The following is a 13,145-nucleotide window of genomic DNA, read 5'->3' as shown; positions in this document are numbered from 1 at the left end:
GGATACCGGATGCTGCCCTTTTTGGTGTTGCCGGTCGGCCCTCCCCCTAGGGGAAGGAATCGTGCCTTGCCTCGCAAGGGTTTGGCACAGGGTTGTTGTATTCGCCAGTGCTTTCGAGCGGGAATTTTCCGCCCGGCAGGCTGGCAGGCGCCAAGCAGGGTTTCCCGGGTTGGAATTGGCTTCTGGCCCGGGAAGCCCTGCAAGGAACTTGGAAAGACGCATCGATTTGCGAGGCCCAGCGGATAGCCTCGCGAGTTTTGCTTTGGCGATCGAGGGAAAGCGATATGGCGAAAAAAGAAGCTGACAAGGAAGAGACGCCGGAAACCGAAGCGCCGAGCCAGGATAGCCCCTTGCTCGATCTTTCGGACGCCGCCGTCCGTGCCTTGATCAAGCGCGCCAAGAAGCGTGGCTATGTCACGCATGAGGAGATCAACAACGTTCTCCCCTCCGATCAGGTCGATGGCGACCAGATCGAGGACGTTCTCGCCATGTTCTCCGAGATGGGCATCAACGTCGTCGAGAACGAGGAAAACGAGGAGACCGAGGAAAGCCCGGCTAACGAGGAAGAGGAAGCCGAGGGCGGCGACCTCGTCGAGGCCACCTCCACCCGCGCCATCGCCTCGACCACCACGGCCAAGGAGCCTACCGACCGTACCGACGATCCCGTGCGCATGTACCTGCGTGAGATGGGCACGGTGGAGCTTCTGTCGCGCGAGGGCGAAATCGCGATCGCCAAGCGCATCGAGGCCGGCCGCGAGGCTATGATCGCGGGCCTTTGCGAGAGCCCCCTCACCTTCCAGGCCATCATCATCTGGCGTGACGAGCTCAACGACGGCAAGATCCTTCTGCGCGACATCATCGACCTCGAAGCCACCTATGCCGGCCCCGACGGCAAGAACGTGCCGCCGGTCGCCATGGGCGAAGGCAGCGTCGAGGGCGGCGAAGCCGAGCAGCAGATGGACGACGACGCCCTTCCGCCGATGGACGGCGAGATGGACGAGGACGACATGGAGAACAACGTGTCGCTCTCGGCCATGGAGGCTGAATTGAAGCCGAAGGTCCTGGAGACCTTCGACCTCATCGCCGACGACTACAAGAAGCTGCGCCGCCTGCAGGACGTGAACGTCGAGAGCCGGCTGCAGAACCGCTCGCTCTCGCCTTCGCAGGATCGCAAGTACAAGAAGCTGAAGGAAGAGATCGTCACGAATGTGAAGAGCCTTTCGCTCAACCAGGCGCGTATCGACGCCCTCGTCGAGCAGCTCTACGACATCAACAAGCGCCTGATCGGCTATGAAGGCCGCCTCATGCGCCTGGCCGAATCCTATCGCGTCGACCGCTCGGACTTCCTGAAGACCTACCAGGGTTCGGAACTCGATCCGAAGTGGATCCTGCGTGTCTCCAAGCTCGGTTCCAAGGGCTGGAAGGAGTTCGTGGCCCACGAACTCGAGACCATCAAGACCATGCGCGAGGACATCCACAACCTCGCGACCGAGACCGGCCTCGAGATCACCGAGTTCCGCAAGATCGTGCATATGGTGCAGAAGGGCGAGCGCGAGGCACGCCAGGCGAAGAAGGAAATGGTGGAGGCCAATCTGCGCCTCGTCATCTCCATCGCCAAGAAATACACCAATCGCGGCCTGCAGTTCCTCGACCTCATCCAGGAAGGCAATATCGGCCTGATGAAGGCGGTCGACAAGTTCGAGTACCGGCGCGGCTACAAGTTCTCGACCTACGCCACCTGGTGGATCCGGCAGGCGATCACCCGTTCGATCGCCGACCAGGCCCGCACCATCCGCATCCCCGTGCATATGATCGAGACGATCAACAAGATCGTGCGCACGAGCCGCCAGATGCTGCATGAGATCGGCCGTGAGCCGACGCCGGAGGAACTGGCCGAGAAGCTTGCCATGCCGCTGGAAAAGGTGCGCAAGGTACTGAAGATCGCCAAGGAACCGATTTCGCTCGAAACCCCGATCGGCGACGAGGAGGATTCACACCTCGGAGACTTCATCGAGGACAAGAACGCCATCCTTCCGATCGACGCGGCGATCCAGTCCAACCTCCGCGAGACCACCACGCGCGTTCTGGCCTCCCTCACCGCCCGCGAGGAGCGCGTGCTCCGCATGCGCTTCGGCATCGGCATGAATACCGACCACACGCTGGAGGAAGTCGGCCAGCAGTTCTCGGTGACGCGCGAACGTATCCGCCAGATCGAGGCCAAGGCCCTGCGCAAGCTCAAGCATCCAAGCCGCTCGCGCAAGCTGCGCAGCTTCCTCGACAACTGATCCCCGGAGCGGCGGACGCCCTGTCCGCCCTTCATGGAAGACGTTTGGAGTTCTTGATTGAAAGGCCTTCCCGATCACCCGGGAAGGCCTTTTTCATGTCCCGCGCCTCAGCGCCAATGGCCATGATGGTGATGGCGATTGTTCCAGTCGTGCCAGTGGTTGCCATAGGGATAGTCATCGATGGCTTCGTCGCAGGCGCCGAAGAAACGGTACCAGGGCAGGATGCATTCGGCCCGGGCATTCTGCTCCTCGGGATGCCTCTCGGCCGGGCGAGAAGCGGCCTGGGATGCTCCGGCGAGGACAAGCAGGCTTCCGGCCAGAAACGCAGCGGTGATGATCAGCTTGGACATGGCATTTCCCAGGAAGGTTCTGATTGAGATGTCGTAGGTGAACCGCGGATTCGCAAGATGGTTGCAAGCCCCCCTCGCGGCCCCATTGGCGGAAGGCGCCGATGAGACTATCCTGACCGCAACATCAACAAGACTGGGACACGCTCGTGGCTTCCTTCCTCAAATCACTCTCTTCCCTGTTCGGCGGCGGCCGCGAATCGGGCGGCGACAGCGCCGCGCCGGCCCCCAAAGGCGACGGCGAGGAATATAACGGCTTCGTCGTGCGCCCGGCCCCGTACAAGGAAGGCGGCCAGTACCAGACCTGTGGATTCGTCGAAAAGGAAATCGGAGGCGAGCTGAAGACCCACAAATTCATTCGCGCCGACCGTTTCGCCAGCCTCGATGACGCCGTCCAGTTCTCGCTGACCAAGGGAAAACAGCTGATCGACGAGCAGGGTGAAGGCCTGTTTCGATAAAGTGTGAAAAAAAGCGCACAAAGCGCTTGCATCCCCGGGCGCCCTTGGCTATCAGGGCGCCTCGGAAGCGTTTTCGCTTCCCAGCGCGCCCGTAGCTCAGCTGGATAGAGCATCAGACTACGAATCTGAGGGTCAGAGGTTCGAATCCTTTCGGGCGCGCCATTCTCCTTTTCACCCCTATATATTTCAATAGGTTACGGCTCGATTTTGTCGCACCTATTCGAACCACGCTTCAAGGTGCGACACTTCTGTCGTTCCTTTGTTCTGCGGTCGGCGTGAGAATCCCCTCTGCGACAAGAGTCTCTGCGATCCGCTCGAAGCCCTTCGTGGCCAGCAGGAGCGCCCTCGCCTTCTTGGTATAGGTGCCTGACTGGCGCGTGTTCGACCATCCGTACATCGCTTCGAGCTCGACTTCCGAACCGCCGTTCTCCGAGCAGATCGTAGCGCCGCCCTTCCGAAGCCCATGCGGGGAGCAGTCTGGCAGCTTTGCCTCGACGCAGCGGTCCTTGAACCAATTGCCGAAGGAAGCCCCGGAGGCGAACGGCTTGCCATAGGCGTTGAGCAGATAGGCCAGTTGGTCGGTCTCAGGCATTGCCGCGATCGCCTGCACCAAGGGCCACGGCGTGTGAGTTATGAGTTCCGCTCCGGTCTTGCTGGTCTTGAATTTCACCTTGCCGCTGCGCGCGTGCTGGCGCCCGAATTTCGTAGCGTCGGAGCGCCGCAATCCCGTGAAAAGCAGCAGCATGCATGCGAGATAGGGCATCGTGCCAATAGGATGCCGCTCGATGTATGCCCGGAGATCGTCGATCGTCCAGGTGTAAAAGCCCTCGGTGTCGGTCTGGATCTTGCCGATGCCGCCTGCAGGATTCGACGGAACGATCGCTAGCGATGATGCCCAACTGTAGAGCGCCTTGATAGATTTCAGCCAATCATTGGCGTTGCCTGGTACCGCGGCGCGTTTTGCCATGCCCTTCGCGATGTTCTCGGCCGGGATGAGCATGGGACGATGCCCGCTCTTTTCCTTCATGGCCTCAAGGATCTTGCGCCGTCGGCCGCGGCCGATCGGGTTCATGGTCAGGTACTTCGGCGATTCGACGAAATACCGATCTATCAGCCAGCCGAGTGTCTTGGGCGCGAATTCTTGCCGGCCTGTGGCCTTCTTCTCCGGTAGAGGTGCATCGGAATGCAGCTCTTTCACAGCAGCCCGGTATTCATCGACGAACTCTGGCGACGACACGGGATGCTTGAGCCGGATGCGCCTGCCTTTGACACGTGCATAGATCACACGCCGGCCGTGACGCGTCTTCTCCTCGCTAAGGTATTGAAGGTCTATTTCCATCCCCTCAGGGTGCTTCATCGCCCCAACCGTCGTCAACGCCGTCTCCTGGGGATTGCGGGGACTGATCGTCCCGCATCTGGTCAAAGGCCGCGTCGAGAGCGCGCATGTCCCAGATTACGCGTCGATCTATCCTGATCGGCTTGGGCATTTTGCCCTCTTCGACAAGCGAGAGAAACTTCGTCTGGCCGATGCCAATATAAGCAGCCGCTTCCTCACATGAGAGGCCTCGGCGCGGTGACGGTGATAGAGGCAGCACAATGGTAGTGGCGGATTCGACGGCGCGGGTGTGTTTCATCGAGCCATCTCGCCAGCTACGTCCTTCACAATCGCGATCGCTTCACTGGGAAAACAATCGAACCATTCTCCTCGGCGTCGACTGGAGGAAAGCCGCGCATGTACAGCGCGTTCGATTAGACGAGCGTCCTTCTCAGCCACCTCGATTGAAAACGCACATGTCACTTCCACAGGTGACGCGACATTCAAGTCGGCAAGGCGCTTGGCAACGTCAAAGGCGATCCCAACTTTCACGTATCGCCCGCTCTCCATGACATAGACGCTCCTGCGACCTGTCTCCCGCGGCTTGACCTGCCTTTCAGCTTTCGCTTGTTGACGCTGTTCCAACACGTGCTGCATCGCCTTGATCGCGCCAAGGGACGTGTAGAGCCTGCCGCCGATGCGCCAGGCTTCAAGGGCTCCGTTCGCCAGAGCCTTGCGCAAGCCGCTCACAGACATTGTCCCGTCGGGAAATGCAAGTTGTGCAGCGATATGGAGCTGCAGCGGGGTATCGTCTCGGATCTCGTCGAGGGCAGGCAGGCGTGGACGGCGGCTCATGGTGTCACTCGCCCCCGCCCCAGGAGGATTCGTCATCGCCCGGGATCATCTCGCGCGTGTCGTGGATCAGGCCACCGAGGCCGGCCGCGACCAGCGCCACGCCGATCGCTGCGACAGGCGGCAGGGACGCAGCGCAGAGGCAGATGCCGGCGGCGAGCGCGATAAGGTAGCGCTTGGTCATGCCGACTCCCTTTCGCGCTTCCTGGCGCCTGCGTGCTCGGCTGAGGCCTTTGCCAGGACTTCCAGCTCATCGGCGGCGAGTTCGATCCCTCTTTCGACGATACTCGTCACGGATATCGCGTAGGGTATGATCGACGTCAGGCTGGCCAAGCGTGCCGCAGTGCTGTCCGACAGACGAATTGTAAGATTCTTGCTCTTTGTCATCTGCTCTCTCCTGGTCCCCACGGCGGTTTCCCGCGCAGGCGGTTCAATGTCATGCCCAAGCTGTGGTCGACCCAGAACAGCTTATCGCGCGGCCATTCGTCATCCGCCGGGATGACACGTTTCGCCATGGCGACTAGCCAGCGGGCCAAGGCGTAGCGGGTGATTGGGAAGCGGGTCACAGCCCGATCTCCTTCCCGATCTGCGCCAATGTCGTGAGATCCTCGCGGATGCTTTTGTCCATCCAGAGGAGGTCGACGAGCTTGCGGCCCTCGACGACGCCGATATTGAAATCGTCGGAGCCTCGGATCTCGAATCCGTGCCGCTTGGCGTCTTCCAGCAGCTTGAAATGCGTGCCGTCGCAGTAGTGCTCGATCGAGATCGGGCCACCGTCGGTGCATATCGCCTGGGACGTGATGACGACGTAGGAGCGTGCCATCCTATTTCCTCCCGAACATGTCAGGCTGCCCGCGCTTCTCGGCGCGCGTGATCGATGCATTGTGGGCATGGTGCTTGGCGTCATAGGAGAGATGGCACCTTTGGCAGAGCGCCTTGAGATTTGCCGGGTCGCTGTTCTCCGGCTGGTGGTCCAAGTGCGCGACGGTCAGAACGATGCGGATAATGCGAAGTTGGATGTCATAGCCTTCGCACCAGGCGTGATCGCCCTCGCGCGGCCAAGTGAGGCGCAAGCCGTTGTCGCCAGTCGGCCGGGCCTTGTGAAAGACACCTGCGCGCGTTCGTCCTCCCAGCGCATGGTTCTCGACGCCGCAAAACTCGCAGCGGTGGTCTGCGCGACGCAATATGTCCTGCCTGATCTTGGACCAGTCTGCCGGGTAGCGCGCTTGATTTTCGGGGCGGATCGGCATCAATTCCCCCTCGCCAGATAAACGCCCAAGGCCTCGATAATGCGGACGGGATGCACCTCCACGACAATGTTGCAGGCCTCGCAGGTCGGCCAGTCATGCTCGGCATAGAAAGCGCCGGCATCATCCTCGGCAGGCTCATAGTCGAGCTCAGCGCCACAACTCGGACATTCGGTGCAAAGACGGGTAGGACGCGGCAGTCTGGTGGCGCGCAGGATCGTAGCCTCTGCCATCGTCATCGCTCCCACACAATGCGGTAGGCGACGACTTCGCCGTACTCGGCGTCTTTCTCCCATCGGACGAAACGCGCCTGCGCCTTGGTCTGAAGACCACCTTTACGCATGACCTCGACCATCCAGTTCGGATCGATCGCCGGCACGACCTGGCCTTCTGCGGTCTTGGGCTGCGCGGCCCATGTGATCCAAGCGCTCGCTCTCATTTCTGCCTCGGCGGTGTCGAGAAATCGGTGAGGATCTTCCCGCAGCGCATGCACTCGCAGCGGGTGGTGACTCCTCGGTGGCGTTGGCGCGGCCCGGTCGGGCTGGCCCAGTACCAGCGCAGGCGCCATGCATGACCGAAGATGAAGCAGCGGAGGTTCATCAAATCCCCCTGCCGCACGGACAACCGCGTTTACGATCCGTCCCGCCATTTCGTGCAAGCCGGTGATCACTTTCGGCAACAACCGGCCCGATGTTCTGCACGGGTTCTTGGGAGGCCGTCATTCCGCCTCTCCGATTTCTTGGCTGCCCAACGCCTGATTTGCGAGCTCGACCAGCATGCGAAGCCCATCAAGGTCGTTGATCCTGGCGAAGGTCGCGATGATGGGTGGGTCACCCCCATCCGGGTTGTTGCGGACGATGCAAGGCACGAGACAATTCTCCCAGGGACCTTCCATCAAGCGGAAATAGGTCGGCTTCGGCTTCGCGTTGGCGGGGTGCGTGCTCATGCGTCGACCTCAAACCTTGCGCCAAAGTAGGGATCATGGTGTCGAGACAGAGTGCTCGGATCAGGCTTCCGCACCTTGACAATGATGGTGTTGCAATAGGTTCCCACGCTGGCGAAAGAGCCGGCAGGAAGGTCGACATGCTGCCCGTTCATGTCGATCATCAGCTTTCGAAAGGCTGTCGTCTTCTTGGTGCTTCGAAACTCGGTGCCAGCCGACATGATCGCCACTAGAATTCCGCCGGGGCGCAAGAACTTCAGCGCATGCACGACATGGTCAATGTCGCGCTCTCGGTCGAATGGTGGGTTCATCACCACGCGGTCGTACAGACCATCACGCGGAGGCTGGAGAGCAAGAAAATCTGCCCGTTGCACACAATTGTAGATCCACTCGCGGCGCAAGCCGGCCGCTCTCTCCTCGTTGATCTCGACGCAGTCGACGATGCACCCCTTCCTAACCAGCGGCCTGGCGAGGTTGCCGGTGCCGGCGCTCGGCTCAAGCACTCGCAGCGGTGGCTCGTCCTTCTGGCGATAGAGCGGCACGGCATCTACAACCCGTTCCGTCGCCGCGTCTGGAGTCGGATAGAACCCGTAGTTTTTGGCCAACGACGTCTTTGGGGTGTGCAATCCCCAATCTTCATCCGGACCGCGTTCTTCCGGAATTGGGGCACCATAGTATTCGCCTAAAAGCTGGTTCACCTTGTCGAGCAGGTCATCTCGCTTGAACCACAGATGCGCATTGCCATTCATGAAGCAACGCACCCGGAAATACTCCGTCTCGACGAAGGACTGTCTGGCGCCGTAATGGCCGGCACGCGATTCCTCGATCGCAGCGACTAGGCCGGCATGAACGAGCGGTACGGGTTTCCCCTCCAGGACCATAAAGGCGCGCTCGATATCATGGATCGTATCGCGCTCATTTCGGTAGTAGTTCCAAGAGCCATACTCGTTGAACGCGCGGGTCAGGATGACTCGGCTGCCGATCTTCCATCCATCGTGTGAGCGAAAGCGTCGATCCAAGCTGGAGAAGCACATCGCGATTCCGCGCCTGAAGATCGTGCCTGCGTCCAGGGCGAATTGCTCCAGCGTCGCTATGACATTCTCGACCGTGACTTCTGGCGGGTCCTTTTGAAGTTGCGACCTGAATTCATCCTTGGCGCGTTTGTCCATTAGAGTGTCGAGTTCCGTCATCCGGATCAAATGCGCCCAGACATCCGTGTCGATCATCCTCCGAGCAGCGCCGAGAAAATCATCCCGAATAGGAAGATCCAGGCCGGAGAGGAAGCCACTACGTTCCTCCTTAGCATGATGATTGATGCCGGTTTGGGTAGGAGCGGCCACCAATGTCGCGCTTAATGCCTCCTGCAATGCCGAGGCGGCTGTACCCAGGGCGCTGTGCGCATCGGTGTAGAGCGACAAGGCTCGGTTTCTGTTCGCGACAATTTGATCAATGGTCGCGCGCGGGACGAGTGCGCTCATTCCGCCCACCTCTGGCTGCAACTGAATTGCCCATCCCGCACGGACGGGTAGTCGTTCGCCTCGCACCGCTCTTGGGATAGGCCGCATGAACAGAGCTCGACGGCCGGCAGCCCGGTCGCTGTCAGGCGCTCCGACGCCACCTTGAGGTAGCCGATCGCGCCTGAACCATCCTCGGGCTTCTGGATCTCCTGATCCTTGTCGAGCACGACAATCGCCTTGCGCTCATGCCAAGCGCGGACGATGCCGCGGCGCGTGATCATGCTCTTGAGCGTAAGCTCGCCGTATTCGTTGGGATTTTCGACTATCTCGAAGGCCTTCACGTCGACGACCGAGCCCGGCGGAAAATCCTTCTGAGGCAACGAGCACTTCATGGTCACCTTCGTGATGCTATGCCCCTTCAGCGCGGCGAGCGTTTTCTTCCGGATGCTGCAGTCCGCCTTGCGGTGGCAGTTGTGGCAGGGATGGAGGACGGTCATGCCGCCTCCCCAACCGATGATGGGAGCAGATCAAGCCGCGCGACGGCATTCGAATCCCAGATGCACCCAGAGGCGCAATCCCGGCCGTAGTACCAGTTGAGTTCGAGGCGAGCCGACCAGATGTAAGGAGCGATGATAATGCCGCTGTAGGTTTGGGCGACACTTCCCTAGTCTATCGTGAGGCCATGGAAGTATGCCGCACTGGGTCGCCCGAAGCGTCTCTGGAAATCAGTAAGTTCCCCATGAGAGCAGAGGCGCAAAATATTGGCGTCTGGCGCCAAAATGACATCGTATGCCAGCTGCTTCCCGACATCGCGGAAGCCTTCTGACCGACACCATGATTCCCAATCGTCCTCGCCGACAATCGAGACCCAGAATCCGCGCGGCTTCGAATACGAAGCGAGATCATCGAAATCCAGTTGCGTGGTGGACCGAACCTTTTTGATAGCGGCATTGCTGTAGTGGCGGAGGACGGTCATGCCAGCGCCTCGATCTTCTCGATCGCGCTCTCGGTCTGCGCCTTCATCGCCAGAAAAGACATCGTGTCGAGATACTGGCCGATCTCCACATAGCGCCATTGCTCAAGTGCTTGCTTGGCCGCTTCGAGCGCAACCTTCTGTGACTCGATGATCGCGCGCTGATCGATCTGCCCGACCTCAGCCGGCGGTGCACTCCCAGTGGATTCCACCGTCGTCGGGCCGCTGAACTTGATCGACATCGAGCCGTCTTTGTGGATGCTGATCTCAGCCATTGACCGCCTCCTGCATCCGGGCGCCCGACATTGCGTTGAGCGAGGTGATCATGTGGTCAACCGCTTTGTCACAGGCGTTGGCGTCTCCCGTCGAGGCGTTGAGCGTCGTGACGATGACTGCCCTGACGTCGGCCGTCTTCTCGCTCGGGATCTGGTAGGCGCCCATCGTGACGATGGTCATTGCCTCCAGCGCGGCCTTGAGGCCGGTCAGAGCCAGGGCCGACATCTCGGTGCCGTCCGGTGCCGAAACCACGGCATCGGTGAAGGAATTGACGATGTTGTCAGCGAGCGCGTCGGCGTGCGTGTAGAACTGGTGCTCGTTCATGAGGATGCTCCGTCGCGGCGAACAACGCCGTGGTTGAACGTCTTCTTCAAAGGGGACTTGCGGCTGCCGTCCATCGGCCTGCCCGTACGTCGATAGGCGCCGGTATGCTTGTCGCGCTGACGATCCGATTTCCGGATGCGTCCAATGTCCTGTGCGGTCTTGGCCTTGTGGCAAACCCTGCAAAGCCACTGCCCGTTTTCGATCACGCTCTCGCCGCCGAGTTCGACAGGCAACACATGATCCGCATCGCCTTCGCCGACCTTCAGGCGCGCCCCGCATGACTCGCAGCATCCGTTGGCTCGAAGAGCGATGTCGCGGCACTGCTTACGCGTAAAGTTGTGCGCCCTCATGCTGCCGCCTCGCGAGCTTTGGCAAGACGCACACCGGCCATCTGCTCGATCTCGTCTCGCAATGTCCCTTCCGGTACGCCGGGCAGGATCTCGTCGAGGATGATCGGCCAGACGAAATCGAAGTAGGAGCGCCACTCCGGCAGCGACCAATCGCCGGTCGGCAGCGGCGTACCCTTCGCGATCGACCCGTCGGCGGCGACATAGACCGCCGTGATCTTGTGGGCACGGAGCATCAACGCCGTGTGGACGGAGTTGCCGTCCGGAAAGTGGCCGGTCGCTTGGGCGATCTTCGAGCACAGCGCCCGGTACAGGCGGGTGAGATCGAGCGGCGCGGGGCGGTCTACCGTGACTCTGAGCGCTACCGATTGCGGGAAGCGCTCCAGCTCCTCGCGGTCGTAGGCGCTGGCGACCACCAAGGATGCACCGCGGCGCACCATGACGAGTTCGATTGCCATCATGCACCTACCTGGACCTTGGCCGCTTCCGAGCGGAGTTGATCGAGATGCGGCTCGAGGTCTTCGAACTGATCGTTCGTCAGCTTGCCGAGCCAGAAATTGAACTTCTTCAACCCCTCCTTCGCTTTTGCCCGGGCCTGTTCAAGGACAGCGAGCGCCGCAGCATGCGTTGCCGGTTCGCCGACCTGGTCGGGCGCAGGCGGCTCAGGAACTGGCGGCTCCGGCGGGGCGGTCTCCTCGGCAGGCTTGGCGTCAGCAATGCGTGCCTTGTGCTTGTCGAGCAGCCCCGTCATCTCAGTGATTTCGGCTGTCACGAGCTTGCGTGTGGGCTGCTCGCGTCCCTTCCATGCGGCCTTGAGCTCGTCCTCGGTCTTGGCGACCGCAAGCACCTTGTCGAGGCCGGCGACGTAGTCCGTGAAGGACCATTCGGGCGGCTGCTCGGGTGCGGGAGGCGCGGGTTCGTCAACGATCTCGCCAGTGACCTCCTGTGATGCCGGCGGTGGTGCAGGCGGCGGCTCGGGTGGAGCGGGAGGCGCTATCGCCTGATGCTCGATCACTCGCCCTTCCATTTCGTCGTCGGTCGGCTGATTGCTGACCGCCTCGGGGAAGGCCATGCGCAACGCCTGGGCCTCGGCAACCTTGGCCAGTTGTCCATAGGCACGCTTCGTCCACATCGCGTTCGGGGCAAGCGTCTCGCGACTGGCCGTCGCATAGTTCTCCAGCCAGAATTCCTTGGCGGTGAAAGAGCGTTCCTTGCCGGCGATCAACCGATAGACCGTGATCTTGCACCACTCGGGGAAGCGTACCTCCTTGCCGCTCAGCGTCTCGGTCTGTATGGGGCCGTATTCAGGTTCGCTCTTGCCGACATATTGGCCGGTGCGCGCGGCGTCGACGCGATAGCTGTAAATGCCAGGCATGATGACATCACGCATGGCACCCTTGCCGCTTGCGGCGTCCTTCACCCACATCGGAACGATATGGACGGGCTTCATCATCGGATCGAGATTGCGCGCCCGGCAGTAGGTCAGCACCAAGCCTATCGAAGCAGGCTTCGCGCCGGGATAGAGCGAGCTCTCCATCGCCTGGATAAGTTCGCCGTCGGAGAGTTGGGCAACTGCTGTGGTCTGCGCGACCGGCACGATCTGGTTCATGGCTGCCTCAGGCTGCGTACTGCTGGGTTTTGCCTTCGGTGCCGGGCACAGTCAGGCCCGCGGCGATCACGCGGCCGGACAGGGTGCGCACGACTTCGACGAACTCGGTCGGCGGCTCGGCCATCGCGGCGAAGAAAGCCGCTGCCGCCTTCAGATCGGTGATTTCGGTCACCTTGCGGGTCTTGAGAACGACGGCGCGCTTCTGCCCGGCTCGGGCCGTACCAAGGTCGACGACCGATTCATCGACGCCGGCGGCTTCGGCAGCTAGCTTCGCTGCAGCTTCGAGCCTCACCTTCTCGGCCTTCAGGAAGTCGCCCACGACGGTTTTCGCCGACTGCTTCGCCCGCGCCGCCTTGTCGATAACCGGCTTCCATTTCGCATCGACGGCTCGTCCGGCGCTGAGATGCGGTTCCTTCTCGGCCTTGTGCTCGGCGGTTGCGGCCTTTTCGAACTCGCCGAACTTGGTGGCGATGTCGGACATCCTATCGGCTGTCGCCTGGTCGGTGATCGGGCCGGCCGCCATGAGCTTGCGAGCCATCGCATCCCATTCGGCCATGTCGGCGACGATCTGATCGAGCGTCGATCCGCTGTTGTGACCGATGCCGGGCTGGGGCTGCTGTTCTTCGGTCGCCGGCTGCACCGCTTCCTTCGGCGGCAACGCGGTCTCGTCCGGCCACGGCTCGCCCACCATCTTCGCCATATAGTCGGGGTG

21 protein-coding genes, 1 tRNA gene and 1 pseudogene are annotated in these 13,145 nt (G+C 61.3%); 3 read left to right on the top strand and 20 right to left on the bottom strand.

Annotation, left to right across the window (positions count from 1 at the left end; translation table 11 throughout):
• Nucleotides 1-284: 284 nt before the first annotated feature.
• The gene (rpoD, locus tag AC6H34_RS19785) at nt 285-2,285 is read left to right on the top strand and encodes an RNA polymerase sigma factor RpoD (protein ID WP_497539937.1); all 2,001 of its coding nucleotides are present in this window, start codon (nt 285-287) and stop codon (nt 2,283-2,285) included.
• 107 nt (nt 2,286-2,392) lie between these two features.
• Here the strand turns inward: rpoD and AC6H34_RS19780 are convergent, their stop codons facing one another.
• Nucleotides 2,393-2,635, bottom strand: a complete 243-nt coding sequence (locus AC6H34_RS19780) for a hypothetical protein (protein WP_448146747.1) — start codon at nt 2,633-2,635, stop codon at nt 2,393-2,395.
• Nucleotides 2,636-2,781: 146 nt separating this feature from the next.
• Between AC6H34_RS19780 and AC6H34_RS19775 the strand changes: the two genes are divergently transcribed.
• Both AC6H34_RS19775 and AC6H34_RS19770 read left to right on the top strand, forming a co-directional pair.
• Nucleotides 2,782-3,090, top strand: a complete 309-nt coding sequence (locus tag AC6H34_RS19775) for an HlyU family transcriptional regulator (protein WP_448146746.1) — start codon at nt 2,782-2,784, stop codon at nt 3,088-3,090.
• 85 nt (nt 3,091-3,175) lie between these two features.
• Nucleotides 3,176-3,252: transfer RNA gene (locus tag AC6H34_RS19770), tRNA-Arg, on the top strand.
• A gap of 70 nt (nt 3,253-3,322) precedes the next feature.
• Here the strand turns inward: AC6H34_RS19770 and AC6H34_RS19765 are convergent.
• From AC6H34_RS19765 to AC6H34_RS19675, 19 genes and pseudogenes are all read right to left on the bottom strand, one after another.
• Nucleotides 3,323-4,465, bottom strand: a complete 1,143-nt coding sequence (locus AC6H34_RS19765; protein WP_497539936.1) for a tyrosine-type recombinase/integrase — start codon at nt 4,463-4,465, stop codon at nt 3,323-3,325.
• Nucleotides 4,434-4,724 carry a helix-turn-helix transcriptional regulator gene (locus AC6H34_RS19760; RefSeq protein WP_497539935.1) on the bottom strand — a complete coding sequence of 97 codons (291 nt, stop codon included), beginning with the start codon at nt 4,722-4,724 and terminating at the stop codon, nt 4,434-4,436. Before AC6H34_RS19760 ends, AC6H34_RS19765 begins: the two co-directional genes overlap by 32 nt.
• A complete protein-coding gene (locus tag AC6H34_RS19755) occupies nt 4,721-5,260 on the bottom strand; it encodes a GIY-YIG nuclease family protein (protein ID WP_497539934.1) in 540 nt (179 codons plus the stop codon). The genes AC6H34_RS19760 and AC6H34_RS19755 overlap by 4 nt, the downstream gene beginning before the upstream one ends.
• A gap of 4 nt (nt 5,261-5,264) precedes the next feature.
• Nucleotides 5,265-5,441, bottom strand: a complete 177-nt coding sequence (locus AC6H34_RS19750; RefSeq protein ID WP_497539933.1) for a hypothetical protein — start codon at nt 5,439-5,441, stop codon at nt 5,265-5,267.
• Entirely contained in the window at nt 5,438-5,644 is a 207-nt protein-coding gene (locus AC6H34_RS19745) for a hypothetical protein (RefSeq protein WP_497539932.1), read from the bottom strand. The genes AC6H34_RS19750 and AC6H34_RS19745 overlap by 4 nt, the downstream gene beginning before the upstream one ends.
• A 175-nt stretch (nt 5,645-5,819) precedes the next feature.
• Complete coding sequence (locus AC6H34_RS19740; RefSeq protein WP_497539931.1) at nt 5,820-6,080, bottom strand: hypothetical protein; 261 nt, start codon at nt 6,078-6,080, stop codon at nt 5,820-5,822.
• Between the two features lies 1 nt (nt 6,081).
• On the bottom strand, nt 6,082-6,507 hold the full coding sequence (locus tag AC6H34_RS19735) for a hypothetical protein (protein WP_497539930.1): 426 nt from the start codon (nt 6,505-6,507) through the stop codon (nt 6,082-6,084).
• Nucleotides 6,507-6,737 (bottom strand): hypothetical protein, encoded by a 231-nt coding sequence (locus tag AC6H34_RS19730; protein ID WP_497539929.1) that lies wholly within the window; start codon nt 6,735-6,737, stop codon nt 6,507-6,509. The genes AC6H34_RS19735 and AC6H34_RS19730 overlap by 1 nt, the downstream gene beginning before the upstream one ends.
• A gap of 2 nt (nt 6,738-6,739) precedes the next feature.
• Entirely contained in the window at nt 6,740-7,183 is a 444-nt protein-coding gene (locus AC6H34_RS19725; RefSeq protein ID WP_497539928.1) for a hypothetical protein, read from the bottom strand.
• A gap of 39 nt (nt 7,184-7,222) precedes the next feature.
• Nucleotides 7,223-7,450 (bottom strand): hypothetical protein, encoded by a 228-nt coding sequence (locus AC6H34_RS19720; protein ID WP_497539927.1) that lies wholly within the window; start codon nt 7,448-7,450, stop codon nt 7,223-7,225.
• On the bottom strand, nt 7,447-8,925 hold the full coding sequence (locus tag AC6H34_RS19715; protein ID WP_497539926.1) for a DUF4942 domain-containing protein: 1,479 nt from the start codon (nt 8,923-8,925) through the stop codon (nt 7,447-7,449). The genes AC6H34_RS19720 and AC6H34_RS19715 overlap by 4 nt, the downstream gene beginning before the upstream one ends.
• Nucleotides 8,922-9,401 carry a hypothetical protein gene (locus AC6H34_RS19710; RefSeq protein ID WP_497539925.1) on the bottom strand — a complete coding sequence of 160 codons (480 nt, stop codon included), beginning with the start codon at nt 9,399-9,401 and terminating at the stop codon, nt 8,922-8,924. Before AC6H34_RS19710 ends, AC6H34_RS19715 begins: the two co-directional genes overlap by 4 nt.
• Nucleotides 9,402-9,568: 167 nt before the next feature.
• The gene (locus AC6H34_RS19705) at nt 9,569-9,880 is read right to left on the bottom strand and encodes a hypothetical protein (RefSeq protein WP_497539924.1); all 312 of its coding nucleotides are present in this window, start codon (nt 9,878-9,880) and stop codon (nt 9,569-9,571) included.
• Entirely contained in the window at nt 9,877-10,152 is a 276-nt protein-coding gene (locus AC6H34_RS19700) for a hypothetical protein (RefSeq protein WP_497539923.1), read from the bottom strand. Before AC6H34_RS19700 ends, AC6H34_RS19705 begins: the two co-directional genes overlap by 4 nt.
• Nucleotides 10,145-10,477 (bottom strand): hypothetical protein, encoded by a 333-nt coding sequence (locus AC6H34_RS19695; protein ID WP_497539922.1) that lies wholly within the window; start codon nt 10,475-10,477, stop codon nt 10,145-10,147. Before AC6H34_RS19695 ends, AC6H34_RS19700 begins: the two co-directional genes overlap by 8 nt.
• Nucleotides 10,474-10,827 (bottom strand): HNH endonuclease, encoded by a 354-nt coding sequence (locus AC6H34_RS19690; protein WP_497539921.1) that lies wholly within the window; start codon nt 10,825-10,827, stop codon nt 10,474-10,476. The genes AC6H34_RS19695 and AC6H34_RS19690 overlap by 4 nt, the downstream gene beginning before the upstream one ends.
• Nucleotides 10,824-11,285 carry a hypothetical protein gene (locus tag AC6H34_RS19685; protein WP_497539920.1) on the bottom strand — a complete coding sequence of 154 codons (462 nt, stop codon included), beginning with the start codon at nt 11,283-11,285 and terminating at the stop codon, nt 10,824-10,826. Before AC6H34_RS19685 ends, AC6H34_RS19690 begins: the two co-directional genes overlap by 4 nt.
• Nucleotides 11,282-12,433, bottom strand: a complete 1,152-nt coding sequence (gene bet / locus AC6H34_RS19680; RefSeq protein WP_497539919.1) for a phage recombination protein Bet — start codon at nt 12,431-12,433, stop codon at nt 11,282-11,284. Before bet ends, AC6H34_RS19685 begins: the two co-directional genes overlap by 4 nt.
• A gap of 7 nt (nt 12,434-12,440) precedes the next feature.
• Nucleotides 12,441-13,145 (bottom strand): annotated as a pseudogene (locus AC6H34_RS19675) (hypothetical protein); the annotation flags it as partial.

This window comes from Labrys sp. ALF-8 (assembly GCF_059699065.1).
The sequence above is the reverse complement of the archived record's forward strand: the minus strand, read 5'-3'. Positions and strand labels throughout refer to the sequence as shown.